The organism is Bradyrhizobium sp. SZCCHNS30572 (genome assembly GCF_032484415.1).
GTDB lineage: Bacteria > Pseudomonadota > Alphaproteobacteria > Rhizobiales > Xanthobacteraceae > Bradyrhizobium.
Genome location: NZ_JAUESY010000004.1, coordinates 513,861 through 532,268 on the forward strand (window position 1 = coordinate 513,861; position 18,408 = coordinate 532,268).

Here is an 18,408-nt window from a genome sequence, read left to right on the forward strand (position 1 = left end):
CCCCGCCATGATCGACGCCGCCATCAAGGCGATTTCGCAGATTCTGTCGCCGCCGATGCGCTCGATCCTGTGGCGCTCGATCGGGCTGGCGCTGGTGCTGGTCACGGTGCTCGCGATCGGGCTGCAGCGGCTCCTGACCTGGCTCGCGACTGCCGGCGAGGGCTGGGCGGAGGCCATGCTCGGGCCGAACTCGCACGGCACGCTGGAGGTGCTGACCTGGATCATCTCGATCGCCGCCGGCTTCGGCGTCGTGTTCGGCGGCATCATGCTGATGCCGGCAATCACCTCGGTGATCGCGAGCCTGTTCGTCGACGACGTCGCCGACCTCGTCGAGCGCGAGCATTATCCGGCCGAGCGCCCCGGCGCCGCCCTGCCATTCGGCGTCGCCATCATCGAGGGCCTCAAGGCCGCCGGCCTCACCATCCTGGTCTATCTGGTCGCCCTGCCCTTCGTGTTCCTCGCCGGCGCCGGCTTCGTGATCTTCTTCCTCGCCACCGCGTGGCTGCTCGGCCGCGAATATTTCGAGCTCGCCGCGATGCGCTTCCGGCCGCCGGCGGAGGCCAAGGCGATGCGGCGCGACAATGCGATCACGGTGTTCACCGCGGGGCTGATCATCGCGGCCTTCGTCACCATCCCGATCGTGAACCTGGCGACGCCGCTGTTCGGCATGGCGTTCATGGTCCACCTGCACAAGCGCCTATCCGGACCGCGGCCCGAGCTGATCGAGCCGTCGCCGGAGCGCCGGCTGCGCAGCCTCTAGCGCCATCATCCGCGGCGACAGGCTCGCCGCCTTGCTGCGGGCGAAGGGGATCAGCAGGAAGCCGAGCAGCGCGACACCGGCGAGCAGTGACCACGCCTCGTTGACGCACAGCGCCAGCGAGGCCTTCTCCACCAGCGGCCGGACATAGGCGATCGCCTGCTCCTCCGAGATGCCGCGCGGCCGGTTGCGCAGCAGCTCCGGCGCGAGCCCGATCGCCTTGGCCGCCGCGGTATCGCCGGCCAGCAGGCGGTCGCGAAACGCCTGGGCATGCATGGCGACGCGGCCATAGATGATGGTGTCGATCAGCGCGATGCCGATGGCGCCGCCGAGATTACGCATCAGGTTGAACAGCCCGCTGGCGTCGGCGACCTCGGCCTGTGGCAGGTCGCCGAGCGCGATCCGCGTCGGCGGCAGCAGGCAGAACATGATGCCGACGCCGCGCACCACCTGCGGCCAGAACATCTCCTGATAGTCGGCGGTCGGCGGCTGGAACGCGCTCGCGGCCAGACCGGAGCCGAACAGCACGAAACCGAACGCCGTCAGGAGACGCGCGTCGACCTTGCCGTCCAGCGCCGTCACCAGCGGAGCGGCGATCAGTTGCGCCACGCCGGTGACCAGCATGATCATGCCGATCTCGAACGCATCGTGGCCGCGCACGAAGGCGAGGAACACCGGCATCAGATACACCGAGCCGAACAGCCCGATGCCCAGACAGAAGCTCGACAGGCAGCCGAGCGTGAACGACCGCCGCTGAAAGCTGCCGAGCCGCAGGATCGGCTGCGGTGAGGTCAGCAGGCGCTGGACGAGCAAGGTGAGGCACGACGCGCTCAGCACCAGGAACGCGATGCAGTTCGACGACAGCCAGCCGCCCTTCGGCGCCTCCTTCAGCCCGAGCTCGAGGCTGGCCAGGGACACTGCGAGCAGCAGCAGCGCAAACAGGTCGAGCTTGTCGAGCTCCGCGAGGTCCATGCGCTGCTTCGGCAGCAGGCCGGGCGTCGCCAGCGCGGCGACGAGGCCGGGCGCGATGTTGATCAGGAACAGCCAGGGCCACGACCAAGTGTTGGTGATGAAGCCGCCGACGACCGGGCCGATGGTCGGCGCGAGCACCGCGACCACGCCGCCGATCGTCGTCGCGACCGCGTGCAGGCGCGGTGGAAACAGCAGGAACACGGCGGAGAACACCACGGGAATCAAGAGACCACCGAAGAAGCCCTGCAGCACGCGGAACGCCAGCAGCGTGTGAAAATCGCCGCTGAACGCGCAACCGAGCGAGGCGGCGGTGAAGATGCCGACGGCGCCGACGAACAGCCAGCGCAACGTGAACACCCGCGTGAGCAACCCGGTCAGCGGAATGGCGATGATCTCGGCGATCAGATACGCCGTCTGGATCCAGCTCATCGCCTCCGGTGTGATGCCGAGCGCCTCCTGGATGGTCGGCAGCGACGTCGCCACCACCTGGATGTCCAGGATCGCCATGAACATGCCGACGCACATCAGGATGAAGCCGAGCCAGGTGGCGAGGCTCGGACGATCCTGCGGCGCGGCCGATGCGCTCATGCGGTCTGGCCGCCGCCGATGCCGGTGAGTGCTTCCGATTCGGCGCGGATGCGGATGAACAGCACCGCCGCATTCAGGCCGGAGAAGATCAGGGCGATCAGTGGCAGATGCAGCGCCAGCGGCAGCAGCGCGATCTCGGCTGCGACCACCAGATAGTTCGGATGCGAGATGTAACGATAGGGACCATCGGTGACGAGGGGCGCCCCCGGCAGGATGATGATGCGCGTCGTCCAGCGCGGACCGAGCGTCGCCAGCACCCACCAGCGCAGCCCCTGCAGCAGCACGAAGCCGCTCAAGAGCCACGGGTCGACCTCCTGGTCGGCGCCGAGCAGCCACAGCGATACCAGCCAGGCCGCATGCATCGAGATCATCAGCGGATAATGATCCGCCCCGACCTCAACCGCGCCCATGGCGCGCAGGCGCTTGGTGTTGTGGCGGGCGAGCACGAGCTCGCCGAGCCGCTGCATGGTGACGAGGGCGAGGACGAAGGCGGCGAAGGTCATGCGGCGTGCCTCAATGAAACGCAGCTTGCGGTGAACCCAGGTCCGAGCGCAGTGAGCACCGAGCGCGGCGGCAAGCCCCGGGCGCGGGCGCGCTCCAGCACGAACAGCACCGTCGGCGCGGACATGTTGCCGTAGTCGGCGATGATCTCGCGCTCATGATCCAGCGTGCCCTGATCCAGCGACAGCGCGCGCTCCAGCGCCGTGATCACCTTGGCGCCGCCGGGATGGCAGACGAAGCGGTCGACGTCGGCAGGCGCGAGCTTCATCCGGTCCAGGATCTCGTTGACCGCGGGGCCCATGTTCTCGGTGACGAAGTCCGGAATGGTGCGCTGGAAGATCACGCCAAAACCTTCGGGATCGACGCTCCAGCCCATGATGTCGAGCGTATCGGGCCACAGCTTCTCGCCGGTCGCCTCGACGCGGATAGCGCCGCCATCGCCGGCGCGCAGGATCGCGGCCGCCGCGCCATCGCCGAACAGGCTCAGCGCGACGATGTTGGCCTTCGTCAACTCATCATGGCGGACAGCCAGTGTGCACAGTTCGAAGGTCACCAGCAGCACGTTGGTGCCGGGCCGGGCCTGCGCCAGGCGCGCGGCGATCGACAGGCCCGAGACGCCGCCGGCGCAGCCGAGCCCGAACACCGGCACGCGCGACACGTCCGCGCGAAAACCCAGGCGGCCGGCGACGCGCGCTTCCAAGGTCGGCGTCGCGATCCCCGTCGAGCTCACGGTGACGATGGTGTCGATGTCGGCGGCGTTGAGATCGGCCTGCGCAAGCGCCTTGTTCGCCGCGTCGACGAACAGCGCCTCGGCGCCTTCGAGATAGGCTTCGGTGCGCTCCGGCCAGCCGCGCCGCTCCATGTACCATTCGATCGGCTTGACGCCGTAGCGCTGGCGGATGCCGGTGTTGGCGAACAGGCTCGCCATCGTGTCGAACTGCGGAAAGCGCGGCGCCAGCACCACGCGGGCGGCCTCCATCACTTCGTTCTGGCGAAACTGATGCGGTGGCACCGAGGTCGCGAGCGACACGAGTGCGGCAGTGTTGTCCATGCGGCTGATCCTTCAACGTCCCGGCGCAGAAAGGTCCGAGAACGCGGGAATCGTCACGCGCCACTCACATCGCCCCGGATTACGGGTGTCATCTTATGTCCAATGCGGGCGGCGATGTGGCCCGGCCATGGTGAGACGGCGTCGCGCCGTGACACAATAGTGACTGTCAAACGCGTTCTCAGGCGAAACCGTTCGTCACACACAACGTATCAGGCGGTCTTCTCCGGCCAGCGGCAGAGGTCCTTGATCAGGCACAGCTCGCAGCGCGGCTTGCGCGCCAGGCACGTGTAGCGGCCGTGCAGGATCAGCCAGTGATGGGCATGCAGCATGAACTCGGCCGGGATCGCCTTCTCCAGCCCGAGCTCGACCTCGAGCGGCGTCTTGCCGGGTGCCAGCCCGGTGCGGTTGCCGACGCGAAACACATGGGTGTCGACCGCCATCGTGTGCTCGCCGAACGCCATGTTGAGCACGACGTTCGCGGTCTTGCGGCCGGCACCGGGCAGCGACTCGAGCTCGGCGCGCGTGCGCGGCACCTCGCCGCCGAATTCGCTGATCAGCTTCTGCGACAGCGCGATCACGTTCCTGGCCTTGGTGCGGTAGAGGCCGACGGTCTTGATGTAGTCGCGGAGCTTGTCCTCGCCGAGCGCGATCATCTTCTGCGGCGTGTCGGCGACGGCGAACAGCGGCCGCGTCGCCTTGTTGACGCCGGCGTCGGTCGCCTGCGCCGACAGCACCACGGCCACCAGCAAGGTGTAGGGGTTGAGGTGCTCGAGCTCGCCCTTCGGCTCCGGATTGGCCTGTGCGAAGCGGCTGAAGGCCTCGCGGATCTCGGCCGGGGTCCAGGGCCTGGCCGCCTTCGACGCTGTCTTGACCGGCCGGGCAGGGCTCTTCGGCTTGGCCGTCGGAGCCTTCTTGGCGGCCCGTTTCGAGGCGGCCTTGGGGGCTGACTTGGGCCCGGCCTTGGGAGCGGCCTTCTTCAAGGGGCTGCGAACCGGCGCCGGCTTGGCGCGTTGGGGGCGGGTGATTTTGGCCATGATCCGGGTATACTGAGGCCCCATGACGCCAGGCAACGCTTTTGCGTATCAGGAGACCGGCACCGACGCCGCTGATCCCGAGCTGTTTTCGGCCCGGCTGACGCCGCATCGCTCGCTCAGCCGCACCGGCTTTCTGGTGCTGATGGCGGTGGTCTGCGCCATCAGCTTCATCGGCGGCATCGCCTCGCTCATGATGGGCGCCTGGCCGGTGCTCGGCTTCTTCGGCCTGGATGCGCTCGCGATCTACTGGGCCTTCAAGGTCAACTTCCGCCGCGCCAACGCCTATGAGGACGTCTCGATCACCCTGACCGAGCTGCGCCTGCGCCGCGTCAGCCACAAGGGCCACGTCATGGAATGGCGCTTCAACCCGCTCTGGGTGCGGCTCGACCAGGAGACCCACGAGGAGTTCGGTATCGAGCGCCTCTACCTGGTGGCGCGCGGCCAGCGCGTCGCCATCGCGAGCTTTTTGGGCCCGGAGGAGAAAGCCAGTTTTGCGAAGGCCCTCACGGCCGGGCTGCAGGCCGCGAAGCGCGGGCCGGTGTACAACCCGCTGTAGCGCGTCCAAGGGCACTGACTGCGGGCAGCTCTACCCAGGCGAAAGCGCCGCTAACACCCTCCGGCGTCGTTCCGGGGCGCGCGCAGCGCGAGCCCGGAACCCATACCCACAGGACCTTGTGTGGGGCACGCGGGTAGTGGGCATCTCGCCTCACACGTCTTCTCGTGGTTATGGATTCCGGGCTCATCGCTGCGCGATGCCCCGGAATGACGGAGCAAGCCGGGAAACTCCTGTTTCAAGCCGAAGCCGATCGCAACGCCCCTAGCCTCCCGATCGGAAATCGGGTGGAGTCCGCGCCCCGGCCGCCCTACATCCGGATCATGATGACCCTCGCCATTCACGATTCCGCCCTGGCCAAGCCGGGCCCGCAACAATCGGCCGCGCTGCGCGACTACGATGCGGTGCGCCGCGCGATCGCGTTCATCTCCGAGCACTGGCGCCGGCAGCCGACCATCGAGGACATGGCCGACGCCGCCAGCCTCACGCCCGACGAGTTGCACCATCTGTTCCGGCGCTGGGCCGGGCTGACGCCGAAGGCGTTCATGCAGGCACTGACGCTCGATCACGCCAAGGGCCTGCTGAAGAGCTCAGCCAGCGTGCTCGACGCCGCGCTCGACTCGGGGCTTTCAGGCCCCGGCCGGCTGCACGATCTGTTCGTCACCCATGAAGCGATGTCGCCCGGCGAATGGAAGACCGGCGGCGCCGGCACCACGCTTCGTTACGGCTTCCACCCCTGCCCGTTCGGCATCGCGCTGGTGATGGCCACCCCGCGTGGCCTCGCCGGCCTCGCCTTCGCCGACCCCGGCGAGGAGGCTGGCGCGCTCGCCGACATGAAGAGCCGCTGGCCCCGCGCCACCTATATCGAAGACGTCCCCGGCACCGCCGGCCTCGCCCAGCGCATCTTCGACAAGACCCTGTGGCGGCCCGACCAGCCCTTGCGCGTCGTCCTGATCGGCACCGACTTCGAGGTCCGCGTCTGGGAAACCCTGCTCAAGATCCCCATGGGCCGCGCCGTCTGCTACTCGGACATCGCGACACGGCTGGAGTCGCCGAAAGCCTCGCGCGCGGTGGGCGCGGCGGTCGGCAAGAACCCGATCTCGTTCGTCGTGCCCTGCCATCGCGCGCTCGGCAAGACCGGCGCGCTGACGGGCTATCATTGGGGGCTCACGCGCAAGCAGGCGATGCTTGGGTGGGAAGCGGGGGCAGGTGGGGATGGGGTAGAGCGGCGAGGCCGCTGCTACTCTCGCTGTCATCGTCCGCGAACGCTGACGATCCAGTAAGCACCGACGTCTCGAGTCTCGCGACCGTCACGGCGTGCTGGATGCCCCGCCTGCGCGGGGCATGACGACTGTAAAACTACGCAGCTTTTCATACGACACGAATTCCAGTCAGGCGCCACTCTCTCCGCCGTCATTCCGGGGCGTGCGCAACACGAGCCCGGAATCCATCGCATGGCAGATCGTGGCGGCTGCGCTGCGCGAACGTCGCCAACTTTCGATGATGCCGACGGCAGGCGCCGCGATCTCAGTCTCACCCTCCCCTGGAGGGGGAGGGTCGATCGCGCGCGAAGCGGGCGAGCGGGGTGGGGTGAGCCGCGGAAACCGGTGCGAGTGGAGAGATCACCCCACCCCGGCTCACATGCGCTCCGCGCATCTGAGCCGACCCTCCCCCTCCAGGGGAGGGTGACAGCGGGGCTCACCTCGGCTGCTCTCAATTCTCTGCCCTTGAGAACGGGCAGAGGGAGCGCAGCGTCGATACGGCGGGGGCTGGGCTTCAACTCATGGGGATGCGATCACCCATGAGCAGTGGAATCTTGCGACGGTCCTAGCCCGCCAGATCCAGCTTCGACTCCACGGTCGAATCCGCATTCAACCGGTAGATGATCGGCACGCCAGTCGCCAGCTCGCGTTTCAGGATGCCTTCCGGCGTCAGCTTCTCCAGCACCATGATCAGGGCGCGCAGCGAGTTGCCGTGGGCGGCGACCAGGGTGCGCTGGCCGCGGAGGACGCCGGGGAGGATCTCCTGGACGTAGTAGGGCAGCGCGCGGGCGAGCGTGTCCTTGAGGCTCTCGCCGCCGGGCGGCGGGACGTCGTAGGAGCGGCGCCAGATGTGGACCTGCTCCTCGCCCCATCTGGCGCGGGCGTCGTCCTTGTTGAGGCCCGAGAGGTCACCATAGTCGCGCTCGTTGAGCGCGAGGTTCTTGGCTGTCGGCAGGCCGGTCTGGCCGAGCTCGGTCAGGATCAGGTCGAGCGTGTGCTGGGCGCGCGTCAGCACCGAGGTGAAGGCGACGTCGAAGACCAGTCCCTGCGCCTTCAGCTTGCGCCCGGCCTCCCTGGCCTCGGCCACGCCCTGCTCGGTCAGGTCCGGATCCTTCCAGCCGGTGAACAGGTTCTTCAGATTCCACTCGCTCTGGCCGTGGCGCACCAGCACCAGGAGACGTTCGCTCATCAGTTCGCTTCCATCGACGTTGAACTAGAACAGGTCCTTGAGGCCGAGCACGTCGTCCATCGTGTAGTAGCCCGGCGGCTTGCCATGGGCCCACAGCGCCGCCTTCAGCGCGCCATGGGCGAAGATCATGCGGTCCTCGGCCTGGTGCGACAGCACCAGCCGCTCCGAGGGACCGGCGAAGATGACGCTGTGATCGCCCGCCGCCGTGCCGCCGCGCAGCGAGGCGAAGCCGATGTCGCCGCTGCGGCGCTCGCCGGTGATGCCGTCGCGGCCGCGCGCGGAATGCTCGTCGAGCGCGATGCCGCGGCCCTCGGCGGCGGCGCGTCCGAGCATCAGCGCGGTGCCGGAGGGCGCGTCGACCTTGTGCTTGTGATGCATCTCGAGGATCTCGATGTCGAAGCCGGCATCGAGCGACTTCGCCACCTGCTTGACCAGCGCCGCCAGCAGGTTGACGCCGAGGCTCATGTTGCCGGACTGCACGACGATGGCGCGCTTGGTGACGCTCCTGATGACGGCGTCGTCCGACGCGGACAGGCCGGTGGTGCCGACGACGTGGACGATGCCGCGCTGGGCGGCGATGGCGACATTGGCGATGGTCGCGGCCGGGACGGTGAAATCGAGGATGCCGTCGGCCTCGGCGGACATGCTCCAGAGGTCGCCCGACAGCTTGATGCCGTTGGCGGGCAGGCCGGCGAGGGCGCCGGAGTCCTTGCCGATCAGCTCCGAGCCGGGGGCTTCGAGCGCGCCCGCCAGCACGGCGCCGTCGGTCTCGGCGATCGCGCGCACCAGGGCGCGGCCCATGCGGCCGCCGGCTCCGGCAACGATCAAGCGCATCTTGGACATGTCAACTCCTCTGCCCCTTCAAGGGCTATAGCCGGGGCTGATAGCGGCGGCAACCGAGCGAGGCCACGTCGACGGTGGCCGGGGCGGGCGGCGATCAGGGCTGCGGGCCGTCATAGCCCTCGATGATCACCAGATCGCCTTGCGAATGCGGCGCGCGCATCGCCACCAGCCGCTGGTATTCAGGGGAATTGTAGCACGCCAGCGCGGTCGCGTAGTCCTTGAACTCGATCACGACGTTGCGCGAGCGCGAGGTGCCTTCCTTGGTCTCGTACTGGCCGCCACGGACCAGGAATTTGGCGCCGTACTGGTGGAACACGGCGCCGTTCTGCGCGACGTAGTCCTTGTAGCCGTCCATGTTGTGTACGTCGATCCGCGCGATCCAATAGGCCTTGGGCATCCCTGTCGTCTCCTTGCACTCTGGCGCGCTTGCTCAAGCTCGGTTGGTCTTGCCGACCAGCGCGACGGCGCTGGCGATGTCGGCGACGATGCTCTCGGCGGCCGCTGCCGGATCGGCGGCGCCGGTGACGGGACGGCCGACGACGAGGCGGTCGGCGCCGCCGGCGATCGCCAGCGCCGGGGTCATGATGCGCTTCTGGTCGCCAACGTCCGATCCCGCCGGGCGGATCCCGGGGGTCACGAGCTGCATATCAGGGCCGACCAGCGGGCGGATGAGCTGGGTCTCCTCCGGCGACAGGATCAGGCCGTGGATGCCGATCTCCTTGGCCTGCCTGGCGCGGTGCGCCACGAGTTCCTTGACACCCATGGCGTAGCCGGCGGCGGCGAGGTCAGCATCGTCGTAGGAGGTCATGACGGTGACGGCGAGCAGCTCGAGGCTGGAGCCGGCAGCGCCGGCGAGCGCCGCCTTCATGCTCTGGGAGAAGCCGTGCACGGTGAGGAAGCGCGCGCCGAGCCTGGCGATCTGCCGGGTGGCGCGCTCGACGGTGTTCGGGATGTCGTGCAGCTTGAGGTCCATGAACACGTGCTTGCCCTCGGCCGCGAGCCGTTCGGCGAGACCGAGGCCGCCGGCATAGGTCAGCTCCATGCCGATCTTGTAGAACGTCACGGCGTCGCCGAGCTGTGCGATCATGGCTTCGGCCTCCGCCACGCTCGGCAAATCGAGCGCCACGATCAGGCGGTCGCGGGGAGCAATCTCGGTCGGCATGTCACCTCACATCGTATGTTGCGCTGTTGCGACCAGCTCCCGCACCAGCGCGTCGAGCGCCGTGATGTCGGCGGGCAGTTTGAGCCGGTCCATGTCGTTGTAGGCCTTGTCGGCGAAGGCCAGCGCAAGCTGGCTCGGGATCACCGTCGCGTTGCAGGCCGTCAGCATCAGACGCAACGCGGCAAGGGCGCGGATGCCGCCAAAGCGGTTCTCGGAGGCGGCGGCGATCGCAAACGGCCTGTTGCGGAACACCGCGCCGCGGCTGCCCGGCGGCTCGTCGACGCGCGAGATCCAGGTGATGGCGTTGGTCAGCAGCGGCGGCACCGAGGCGTTGTATTCCGGCGTCACCAGCAGCACGGCATGATGGACGCCGATCATGCGCGTCAGATTCACGGCGTGAAGTGGAATGCCCGATTGCGCCTCGAGGTCGGCGTCGTAGATCGGCAGCGGAAAGTCGGCGAGCGAGATGCGGGTGATGTCGGCGCCGGCCTGCACGAACTGATAGGCGGCGGCCGCGGCGAGCTTCGCGTTGTGCGAGCCGGCTCGGGTCGAACCGGGGATGATGAGCATCTTCAGCGCTGACATCGTGAGGTCGGTCAACGACCCGCCACGAAGGATCGCGGCCGCCGGTCAGGGCTTGCGATACACCCAGACGCGCGCTGGCGGAAGATTCATCCAGATGCGCTCGGAGGCCTGCGTGGTAACGCCAGGCAGCGACTTCGGAATCGGCGGCACGACGGAATAGGTGAACTGCACGAACGGCGCATTCGGCGACATCGCCGCGAACGCATCGCGGATCAGCTTCATGCGGGTCAGCATCGGCTTGGTCACGAGCGGCAGGCCGGAGACGACGGCCGAGGCCGGGGCGCCGAGCACGTTCCAGAGCGTGTCGCGAAGGCGATAGGCGTCGCCCTGGACCACCTTGGCCTGCGGGTAGCGGTCGCGCAGCAGGGCGCAGAAGCCCGGATTGTACTCGACCAGCACCAGCCGCTTCTGATCGACGCCATGTTCGACCAGCGCATTGGTGATCGCGCCGGTGCCCGGTCCGAGCTCGATGACGGGGCCTGTCCCGTGCGGATCGACGTACTGCGCCATGGTGCGGGCCAGCAGTCGGCCCGACGGCATGACGGCGCCCATGTGCAGCGGCTTTTCGATCCATGAGCGGAGGAAGCGCACTTCGTCGTCCAGACGGAGAGGCTTTTTCGACGCACGCACGGACGTTTGCAGGGGCATCTCAGTACCAGACGGGACCGTCTTCACGGCGATGTCAGAAAAGAGTCACAAAGACGTATAGGGCGCAGGCGGGGCGGTCAAGCCGAACCGTAACGTACGATTAAGGCTGGCGGGTCCGCGCTCTTACAGTTGCATTCGATAATTTTTTGCATGTGCGGAGCAGCAAATTCGCTCGACATCGACATTCCGATGCCGTTCAGCGAAAGCATGCGGCCCCGCGGTTCTGCACTCACGGCTCAGCTCGCCGCCTTGCCGAAGAAGTCCTTGACCTTGGTGAAGAAGCCGGCGGCCTCGGGCTGGGTTGCTCCCGAGGACAGCTTCTCGAACTCGGCCAGCAATTCCTGCTGCTTCTTGGTCAGGTTCTGCGGCGTCTCGACAACGATCTGGACATACATGTCGCCGGTCTGGCGCGAGCGCAGCACCGGCATGCCCTTGGCCGCGATCCGGAACCGGCGCCCGGACTGCGCACCGGCGGGAATCTTCACCTTGGTCTTGCCCTTGTCGATCGTGGGCACCTCGAACTCGCCGCCGAGCGCCGCGGTCACCATCGAGATCGGCACCCGGCAGTGTAGGTCGGCGCCGTCGCGCTGGAAGAACTCGTGAGCAGTCAACGACAGGAAGATGTAGAGATCGCCCGGCGGCCCGCCGCGCAGGCCCGCCTCGCCCTCGCCGGCGAGACGGATGCGGGTGCCGTCCTCGACGCCCTGGGGAATGTTGACGGACAGCGTGCGGTCACGGGTGACGCGGCCGGAGCCGGAGCATGACGGACAGGGGTCCTCGATCATCTGGCCGCGGCCGTGACAGCCGGGGCAGGTCCGCTCCAGGGTGAAGAAGCCTTGCGCCTGCCGCACGCGGCCGGCGCCGCCGCACATCGCGCAGGTCTTCGGCTTGGTGCCGGCCTTGGCGCCGGTGCCGGAGCAGGATTCGCAGGTCACCGAGACCGGAATTTCGATCTGTGCGGTCTTGCCCTGGAACGCCTCTTCCAAGGTGATTTCCATGTTGTAGCGCAGATCGGCACCGCGCTCGCGTCCGGTGCCGCCACGGCGCTGCCCGGCCATGCCGAACAGGTCTTCGAAGATGTCGGAGAACGAGGAGGCGAAGCCGGCGCCGAAGCCGTGCGCCCCGCCCATGCCGCCCTGCTCGAAGGCGGCGTGGCCATAGCGGTCGTAGGCGGCGCGCTTGTCGGCGTCGCGCAGCACCTCATAGGCCTCGTTGATTTCCTTGAATTTCACTTCGCTGGAGGCATCGCCCGGATTCTTGTCCGGGTGCCACTTCATGGCCAGCTTGCGGAAGGCGGCCTTGAGCTTGCTCTCGTCGGCGTCGCGCTCGACTTCCAGGGTCTCGTAGTAGCAGCGCTTGGTGGACATCAATCAAACCCGCCCGAACTTCGCCCAACAGGAACGGCTGGCGCGATCGCCGCGCGCGTTCCGGGTCAATGAAAATGACCCCCATCCAACGAGCCGCTGAAAGCGCTCTTTGGCATGGGGGTCATGGTCACTACCTCTGCCTCAGTTAAGCAGATTTCTTCTTGTCGTCGTCGACCTCGGTGAACTCCGCGTCGACCACGTCATCCTTGGCGGCGTCGCGGGCCGCATCGCTCTCGGCCTGCTGCTTGTACATGGCCTCGCCGAGCTTCATCGACGCCTGGGCCAGCGTATTGGTCTTGGCCTTGATCGCCTCGGCATCGTCGCCCTTCAGCGCTTCCTTGAGATCGCTGACGGCATCCTCGATGGCACGGCGCTCGGTGTCGGCGACCTTCGAGCCATGCTCGGCCAGAGCCTTCTCGGTCGAGTGCACCAGCGCGTCGGCATGGTTCTTGGCGTCGACCGCCTCGCGGCGCTTCTTGTCCGCCACGGCGTTGGCCTCGGCGTCCTTGACCATCTTGTCGATATCGGCCTCCGACAGACCACCCGAGGCCTGGATGCGGATCTGCTGCTCCTTGCCGGTGGCCTTGTCCTTGGCCGACACGTTGACGATGCCGTTGGCGTCGATGTCGAACGTCACCTCGATCTGCGGCATGCCGCGCGGGGACGGCGGAATGCCCATCAGGTCGAACTGGCCGAGCATCTTGTTGTCGGCCGCCATTTCGCGCTCACCCTGGAAGACCCGGATGGTGACCGCGTTCTGATTGTCCTCGGCGGTCGAGAACACCTGGCTCTTCTTGGTGGGGATCGTGGTGTTGCGGTCGATGATGCGGGTGAACACGCCGCCCAAGGTCTCGATGCCCAGGGACAGCGGGGTCACGTCGAGCAGCAGCACGTCCTTGACGTCGCCCTGCAGCACGCCGGCCTGAATGGCCGCGCCGATCGCCACCACCTCGTCGGGGTTGACGCCCTTGTGCGGCTCCTTGCCGAAGAACTGCTTCACCATCTCCTGGATCTTCGGCATGCGGGTCATGCCGCCGACCAGCACCACTTCACCGATCTCGCCGGCGGTGAGGCCGGCATCCTTCAGCGCCTTGCGGCACGGCTCGATGGTCTTCTCGACGAGGTCGGCCACCAGCGCCTCGAACTTGGCGCGGGTCAGCTTCATCGTCAGATGCTTCGGACCGGACTGGTCCGCGGTGATGAAGGGCAGGTTGATCTCGGTCTGGGTGGTCGACGACAGCTCGATCTTGGCCTTCTCGGCAGCTTCCTTGAGGCGCTGCAAAGCGAGCTTGTCGTTGCGCAGGTTGATGCCCTGCTCCTTCTGGAATTCGTCGGCGAGGTAGCTGACCAGACGCATGTCGAAGTCTTCACCGCCGAGGAAGGTGTCGCCATTGGTCGACTTCACCTCGAACACGCCGTCGCCGATCTCCAGGATCGAGACGTCGAAGGTGCCGCCGCCGAGGTCGTACACCGCGATGGTGCCGGCCTTGGTCTTGTCGAGGCCGTAGGCGAGCGCGGCCGCGGTCGGCTCGTTGATGATGCGCAGCACCTCGAGGCCCGCGATCTTGCCGGCGTCCTTGGTGGCCTGACGCTGGGCGTCGTTGAAATAGGCGGGGACGGTGATGACGGCCTGGTCGACCTTCTGGCCGAGATGGGCTTCCGCGGTCTCCTTCATCTTCTGCAGGATGAAGGCGGAGACCTGCGAGGGCGAATAGGTCTTGCCGTCGGCCTCGACCCAGGCGTCGCCGTTGCCGGCCTTGACGATCTTGTAGGGGACGAGCTTCTTGTCCTTCTCGACCATCGGGTCGTCGTAGCGGCGGCCGATGAGGCGCTTGACCGCAAAGAAGGTGCGCTCGGGGTTGGTCACGGCCTGGCGCTTGGCCGGCTGACCGACCAGACGTTCGCCGTCGTCACTGAAGGCGACGATCGACGGCGTGGTGCGCATGCCCTCGGCGTTCTCGATGACTTTCGACGATTTGCCGTCCATGACGGCCACGCACGAATTCGTGGTGCCGAGATCGATCCCGATGACCTTTCCCATGGTCTCATATCCTTCTTTTTGCGGCAGGTTGGGTGGGGCCCTGACGGCGCCCCCATCCAAAACCCCCTCAGATCAAATGCTCGCGATATTGCGACGATGAGCGTCATATAGGAGGGGGGGAGTGGCCCGCAAGGACCGGACCAGGGGTTCGACCCCACGAAAATCACGGCCGCCGCCCAAGGTCATCATGGAGACATCAGAGCGGCCCATCGGGCCCGGCGGCGACGCGGAACGGCGGCTCGGACCGGAGGCGACTGCGCGGGTCCACCTGTCGGCACATCGAACGGCTGGTGCGAAATGCAGGGTGTGCGATCGCCGGCAAGTGCGACAGACCCGGTACCGCTGATCTGCCCCAACGACCGAAATGCGTTGTTAACCCACGGGCCCTAGCCTGCCGCACTCCTGGGACGGGAATGAGGCATGGTCATCGACACCGATTGGGGCTTTCCGCAACGCGCGCGTGAAGCCGGCCAGGCCACGTTCCCGAGACTGCTGATCTGCGCCATCGTGGTTGCAGCCGCGTGGCTGCGGTACGTCCTTCCCCTCAATGTCGACGTCAGCTGGTGGCTCCTCGTCAGCGAGCGCATGCTCGATGGCCAGCGACTCTACGTCGACATCCTCGAGACGAATCCGCCCATGGCGGGATCGGTCTATCTTCTGGCGGTCGCACTGGCGCGTGCGATCCATCTCAGGCCCGAGCTGGCGACGAATATCCTGATCTTCGCACTGACCGCGGCATCCCTGACGCTGGTGTGGCTGGTGCTGCGGACATCGGCCCTGCGCCATCGGCTCGCGGACGGCCGGCTGGCGGCGTGGACGACCGCCCTGCTCCTGATCGCGCCGATGTATGATTTCGGCCAGCGGGAACATCTGGCCCTGATCACGATATTGCCGGCGATCGCGGTGTATATCCTGCGCGCCGAGGGCGAGCGGGTAGCCCCGACGGCCATCCTCATCGCCGGGCTCAGCGCCGGCCTCACGATGAGCTTCAAGCCCTATTTCGCCTTCAGCGTCGGCTTCTGCATTCTCGCCGCCGCCGCGCAGGCGCGCGACTGGCGCGTGCTGCTCGCGCTGGAGAACTGGATCGCCGCGGCCCTGGTGCTGCTCAACGCGGCGTGCATCTACCTGTTCTTTCCCGAATATTTCACGGTCATCTATCCGCTGGTCCGCGACGTCTATCTGCTTCTGAAGGCGCCCGTACCGACCATCCTCGTCACTCTGCCGATGGGCCTGTGGCTCGCCGCGGCAATCATCGTCCTCCTCCTGCAGCGCCGGCAATACGAGCGCGACGCGGCGTCCTTCACCACGCTGGCCGGATCGCTCGGCTTCCTGGTGTCGTTCGTCGCGCAGCAGAAAGGCTGGGGCTATCACGCCTACCCCATGGTCGCGCTGGCGCTGCTTGCCGCCGGCCTTGCGGTGTCGGCGATCGACAGCAGCCGCGACGCGCGACGCTGGCCGCGTGCCGCCACCGCTCTCGCCGGCGCCGTGCTGTTCGTGCAGACCTGCTTCTGGTTCAATGGCAGCGTCGACGTCCGGCAGATCGAAGCCCAGGTGGCGCGGCTCGGTCCGCACCCGAGCATGCTGGTGCTCAGCGCGGCTGCGGTCATCGGCCACCCCATGGTGCGGACCCTCGATGGCACCTGGATCTCGCGCCAGGAGGCGTTCTGGGTCCGGGAAATCGTTCGCCGCTCGCAACAGGACGGAACCATCGATTCACAGACGGCGCAGAGGCTCGCGCCCTACGTGGAACGCGAACGCGCCGGGATCGTCGCCGACTTCCGGAAACAGCCGCCCGACGTCGTCCTGATCGACAATCAGAACAGCGACTGGGGCGATTGGGCGCGTTCCGACCCCGAACTCAGGGCTCTGCTGGAGCCCTATGTGCTGGTACAGACCGTCGACGGCGTCGAAATCCTGAAGCGCAGCTAGCGCTGGACCATCCTGAATCCGCCTTTCGAGGCGAATTATCCGCGAAATGCGCCCCCGCGGGGGTCCCGCCAATCGCCGCAGGCGATCAAAACCGCGCGCCCGGCCTGTTGCGGGGGGCGTAAAGCCGCTAAAAGCGTGCCCGCCGAAGACCACGCTGGCGAGGATCCCGACCGCCTCGGCACGAGGCCTCGGTCAACGAGGCAATGTTGATGATGATCGTTCGATTTTTCGCCGCGGCCACCCTGCTGATGTCGCTGCTGCACCCCGCATTGGCCGCCGACGCCATATTTCCGCCCGGCGTCCGCATCGGGCTCGCGCCCCTGGTGGGGCTCGCCAAGGCCAAGACGTTCTCCGGCTTCGAAACCGAGGACCAGAGCGTCAAGGTGCTGCTGACCGAACTGCCGGCGGCCGCCTATGGCGAGGTGAAGAATGCGTTTACCGCCAATCCCGCCGGGACCGGCAGCGTCAAGCCGGAGAGCATCGAGACCGCTGCCGGCACCGCCTACTACACGGTGGAGAACGGCCGGGATGGCGCCACGCCAGTGCGGCGCTACTCGATGATCCTGCCCGGCAACGGCTTCTCCGGCTACGTGGCCGTGCAGATCCCGGAGACCGCGAGCCGGATCTATACCGACGATGCCGTGCGCCAGATGTTCGCCTCCGCCGTCGTCCGCAAGGACGTTCCGGTCGACGAGCAGCTCGCGATGATGCCGTTCAAGGTCACCGACCTCTCCGGGTTCAAGACCATCCGCACGCTCGGGCCGGGCGCCCTGATCCTGGCCGATGGCGAAGAGGACAAGGGCTTCGAGGCCGCGCCCTTCGTGGTGATCGGGCTGGTGGCCGGCGTCGCCCCGGAGGCAGGCGACCGCGCGCGCGTCGCGCAGCAGGCGGCCACCACCATTCCGGGCGTCCGCGAAGCGCGCATCACGATGTCCGAGCCGATCCGCATCGACGGCCAGCCGGCCTATGAGACCCGGATCGACGCCACCAGCGGCAAGGACAATACGCCGGTGACGGTGGTGCAGTGGCTGCGCTTCGGCGGGCCGAACACGTTGCGGATCATCGGCAGCGCGCCGCGCGACCAGTGGTCGGCGGCCTTCCCGCGCTTCCGCGCCGTCCGCGACGGCATCCAGCCGAGAGGCTGAGACCAGCCCGGCATCGGACGTCGTGATCACGTTGGCCACTCGCCGTGAGACGGACTACAAAGTCGCGCCGACAAACAAGAAGCCACGGGCATCGTTGCCCGTGGCTTGTTCATTCGATCGACAGGACGGCAGCGGGACGCCTGCCTAGGCTCGCCGTCAGGCGGCGCTGTTCGACTGATCGTTGCTCGCCGCCGGCGCCGCCTTCGCGCCACCCTTGGACACGCCGACCAGCGCGGGGCGCAGCACGCGCTCGCCGATCATGAAGCCGGCCTGCACGACCTGCACCACGGTACCGGACGGCACCGACGGATCCGGGACCTCGTACATCGCCTGCTGGAAGTTGGGGTCGAACTTCTGTCCCGTCGGATCGAACTTCTTGACGCCGTTCTTCTCCAGCGTGTTGAGCAGCGAGCGCTCGGTGAGCTCGACGCCCTCGATCAGCGACTTCAGGCCCGCATCGGCATTGGCGCGTGTCTCGGCCGGCACGGCATCGAGCGCGCGCTGCAGATTGTCGGCGATATCGAGCACGTCACGGGCGAAGCCGGTGATGCCGTACATGCGCGCATCGGCGACTTCACGGGCCGTCCGCTTGCGCAGGTTCTCCATCTCCGCGAGCGTGCGCAGCATCTTGTCGCGCGCGTCGGCCGCCTCCTTGGCAAGGGCCTCGGCCGAGCCGGCCTCAGGATCATCGGGCATGATGTAGGGCTTGGAGACGACGGGTTCGCTGGCCTGCGCCGGGTTTTCCGGATCATTCTTATGCAGGTCGGGATCGGTCATGGAC

At 67.3% G+C, this 18,408-nt stretch carries 17 protein-coding genes and 1 pseudogene; 5 read left to right on the forward strand and 13 right to left on the reverse strand.

Features of this window, described 5'->3' with window-relative positions; genetic code table 11:
• Nucleotides 1-7 precede the first annotated feature (7 nt).
• Entirely contained in the window at nt 8-760 is a 753-nt protein-coding gene (locus tag QX048_RS13530; RefSeq protein ID WP_315825677.1) for a sulfate transporter family protein, read from the forward strand.
• Here QX048_RS13530 and QX048_RS13535 read toward each other — a convergent pair.
• The 4 genes from QX048_RS13535 to nth all read right to left on the reverse strand — a co-directional run bounded on the left by QX048_RS13535 (nt 698) and on the right by nth (nt 4,903).
• Nucleotides 698-2,317, reverse strand: coding sequence for a DHA2 family efflux MFS transporter permease subunit (locus QX048_RS13535; protein ID WP_316191523.1), 1,620 nt, complete (start codon nt 2,315-2,317; stop codon nt 698-700). The genes QX048_RS13530 and QX048_RS13535 overlap by 63 nt on opposite strands.
• Nucleotides 2,314-2,820: an isoprenylcysteine carboxyl methyltransferase family protein gene (locus QX048_RS13540; RefSeq protein ID WP_315716838.1), complete on the reverse strand. Its 507-nt coding sequence runs from the start codon at nt 2,818-2,820 to the stop codon at nt 2,314-2,316. Before QX048_RS13540 ends, QX048_RS13535 begins: the two co-directional genes overlap by 4 nt.
• Nucleotides 2,817-3,869 (reverse strand): type III polyketide synthase, encoded by a 1,053-nt coding sequence (locus QX048_RS13545; RefSeq protein WP_315716837.1) that lies wholly within the window; start codon nt 3,867-3,869, stop codon nt 2,817-2,819. Before QX048_RS13545 ends, QX048_RS13540 begins: the two co-directional genes overlap by 4 nt.
• A 209-nt stretch (nt 3,870-4,078) precedes the next feature.
• Nucleotides 4,079-4,903: an endonuclease III gene (gene nth, locus QX048_RS13550; RefSeq protein ID WP_315825679.1), complete on the reverse strand. Its 825-nt coding sequence runs from the start codon at nt 4,901-4,903 to the stop codon at nt 4,079-4,081.
• Nucleotides 4,904-4,925: 22 nt separating this feature from the next.
• On the opposite strand from nth, the gene QX048_RS13555 reads away from it, so the two are divergent.
• Nucleotides 4,926-5,459 (forward strand): DUF2244 domain-containing protein, encoded by a 534-nt coding sequence (locus QX048_RS13555; protein WP_316186449.1) that lies wholly within the window; start codon nt 4,926-4,928, stop codon nt 5,457-5,459.
• Between the two features lie 320 nt (nt 5,460-5,779).
• Nucleotides 5,780-6,670, forward strand: a pseudogene (locus tag QX048_RS13560) (methylated-DNA--[protein]-cysteine S-methyltransferase); the annotation flags it as partial.
• Nucleotides 6,671-7,283: 613 nt separating this feature from the next.
• On the opposite strand, the gene QX048_RS13565 reads toward QX048_RS13560, so the two are convergent.
• The 8 genes from QX048_RS13565 to dnaK all read right to left on the reverse strand — a co-directional run bounded on the left by QX048_RS13565 (nt 7,284) and on the right by dnaK (nt 14,553).
• A complete protein-coding gene (locus tag QX048_RS13565; protein WP_316183676.1) occupies nt 7,284-7,907 on the reverse strand; it encodes a 2,3-bisphosphoglycerate-dependent phosphoglycerate mutase in 624 nt (207 codons plus the stop codon).
• 24 nt (nt 7,908-7,931) lie between these two features.
• Nucleotides 7,932-8,750, reverse strand: coding sequence for a 4-hydroxy-tetrahydrodipicolinate reductase (gene dapB / locus QX048_RS13570; protein WP_315716833.1), 819 nt, complete (start codon nt 8,748-8,750; stop codon nt 7,932-7,934).
• A 94-nt stretch (nt 8,751-8,844) separates the two neighbouring features.
• Nucleotides 8,845-9,147 (reverse strand): DUF1330 domain-containing protein, encoded by a 303-nt coding sequence (locus tag QX048_RS13575; RefSeq protein ID WP_315716832.1) that lies wholly within the window; start codon nt 9,145-9,147, stop codon nt 8,845-8,847.
• Between the two features lie 33 nt (nt 9,148-9,180).
• Nucleotides 9,181-9,912, reverse strand: coding sequence for an orotidine-5'-phosphate decarboxylase (gene pyrF, locus QX048_RS13580; protein WP_316186448.1), 732 nt, complete (start codon nt 9,910-9,912; stop codon nt 9,181-9,183).
• Between the two features lie 6 nt (nt 9,913-9,918).
• Nucleotides 9,919-10,497, reverse strand: coding sequence for an NAD(P)H-dependent oxidoreductase (locus QX048_RS13585; protein ID WP_316186447.1), 579 nt, complete (start codon nt 10,495-10,497; stop codon nt 9,919-9,921).
• Between the two features lie 45 nt (nt 10,498-10,542).
• Nucleotides 10,543-11,145, reverse strand: coding sequence for a class I SAM-dependent methyltransferase (locus QX048_RS13590; RefSeq protein ID WP_315716829.1), 603 nt, complete (start codon nt 11,143-11,145; stop codon nt 10,543-10,545).
• A 236-nt stretch (nt 11,146-11,381) separates the two neighbouring features.
• Nucleotides 11,382-12,512 (reverse strand): molecular chaperone DnaJ, encoded by a 1,131-nt coding sequence (gene dnaJ / locus QX048_RS13595; RefSeq protein WP_315716828.1) that lies wholly within the window; start codon nt 12,510-12,512, stop codon nt 11,382-11,384.
• Between the two features lie 145 nt (nt 12,513-12,657).
• Complete coding sequence (dnaK, locus tag QX048_RS13600) at nt 12,658-14,553, reverse strand: molecular chaperone DnaK (protein WP_315716827.1); 1,896 nt, start codon at nt 14,551-14,553, stop codon at nt 12,658-12,660.
• 420 nt (nt 14,554-14,973) lie between these two features.
• Between dnaK and QX048_RS13605 the strand changes: the two genes are divergently transcribed.
• Together QX048_RS13605 and QX048_RS13610 are read left to right on the forward strand one after the other, a co-directional pair.
• Nucleotides 14,974-16,482: a hypothetical protein gene (locus QX048_RS13605; protein ID WP_316166395.1), complete on the forward strand. Its 1,509-nt coding sequence runs from the start codon at nt 14,974-14,976 to the stop codon at nt 16,480-16,482.
• 209 nt (nt 16,483-16,691) lie between these two features.
• On the forward strand, nt 16,692-17,627 hold the full coding sequence (locus QX048_RS13610) for a hypothetical protein (RefSeq protein ID WP_315716825.1): 936 nt from the start codon (nt 16,692-16,694) through the stop codon (nt 17,625-17,627).
• A gap of 156 nt (nt 17,628-17,783) precedes the next feature.
• Here QX048_RS13610 and grpE read toward each other — a convergent pair whose 3' ends face one another.
• Nucleotides 17,784-18,404, reverse strand: a complete 621-nt coding sequence (grpE, locus tag QX048_RS13615; protein WP_315716824.1) for a nucleotide exchange factor GrpE — start codon at nt 18,402-18,404, stop codon at nt 17,784-17,786.
• Nucleotides 18,405-18,408 lie beyond the last annotated feature (4 nt).

Bases quoted from the DNA above. Each gene is read 5' to 3' on its own strand.
- pyrF (WP_316186448.1), bottom strand. From the start codon at position 9,912: ATGCCGACCGAGATTGCTCCCCGCGACCGCCTGATCGTGGCGCTCGAT.
- QX048_RS13540 (WP_315716838.1), bottom strand. From the start codon at position 2,820: ATGACCTTCGCCGCCTTCGTCCTCGCCCTCGTCACCATGCAGCGGCTC.
- QX048_RS13565 (WP_316183676.1), bottom strand. From the start codon at position 7,907: ATGAGCGAACGTCTCCTGGTGCTGGTGCGCCACGGCCAGAGCGAGTGG.
- grpE (WP_315716824.1), bottom strand. From the start codon at position 18,404: ATGACCGATCCCGACCTGCATAAGAATGATCCGGAAAACCCGGCGCAG.
- QX048_RS13610 (WP_315716825.1), top strand. From the start codon at position 16,692: ATGATGATCGTTCGATTTTTCGCCGCGGCCACCCTGCTGATGTCGCTG.
- dapB (WP_315716833.1), bottom strand. From the start codon at position 8,750: ATGTCCAAGATGCGCTTGATCGTTGCCGGAGCCGGCGGCCGCATGGGC.
- dnaK (WP_315716827.1), bottom strand. From the start codon at position 14,553: ATGGGAAAGGTCATCGGGATCGATCTCGGCACCACGAATTCGTGCGTG.
- QX048_RS13585 (WP_316186447.1), bottom strand. From the start codon at position 10,497: ATGTCAGCGCTGAAGATGCTCATCATCCCCGGTTCGACCCGAGCCGGC.
- QX048_RS13590 (WP_315716829.1), bottom strand. From the start codon at position 11,145: ATGCCCCTGCAAACGTCCGTGCGTGCGTCGAAAAAGCCTCTCCGTCTG.
- QX048_RS13605 (WP_316166395.1), top strand. From the start codon at position 14,974: ATGGTCATCGACACCGATTGGGGCTTTCCGCAACGCGCGCGTGAAGCC.
- nth (WP_315825679.1), bottom strand. From the start codon at position 4,903: ATGGCCAAAATCACCCGCCCCCAACGCGCCAAGCCGGCGCCGGTTCGC.
- QX048_RS13535 (WP_316191523.1), bottom strand. From the start codon at position 2,317: ATGAGCGCATCGGCCGCGCCGCAGGATCGTCCGAGCCTCGCCACCTGG.
- QX048_RS13555 (WP_316186449.1), top strand. From the start codon at position 4,926: ATGACGCCAGGCAACGCTTTTGCGTATCAGGAGACCGGCACCGACGCC.
- QX048_RS13575 (WP_315716832.1), bottom strand. From the start codon at position 9,147: ATGCCCAAGGCCTATTGGATCGCGCGGATCGACGTACACAACATGGAC.
- dnaJ (WP_315716828.1), bottom strand. From the start codon at position 12,512: ATGTCCACCAAGCGCTGCTACTACGAGACCCTGGAAGTCGAGCGCGAC.
- QX048_RS13545 (WP_315716837.1), bottom strand. From the start codon at position 3,869: ATGGACAACACTGCCGCACTCGTGTCGCTCGCGACCTCGGTGCCACCG.
- QX048_RS13530 (WP_315825677.1), top strand. From the start codon at position 8: ATGATCGACGCCGCCATCAAGGCGATTTCGCAGATTCTGTCGCCGCCG.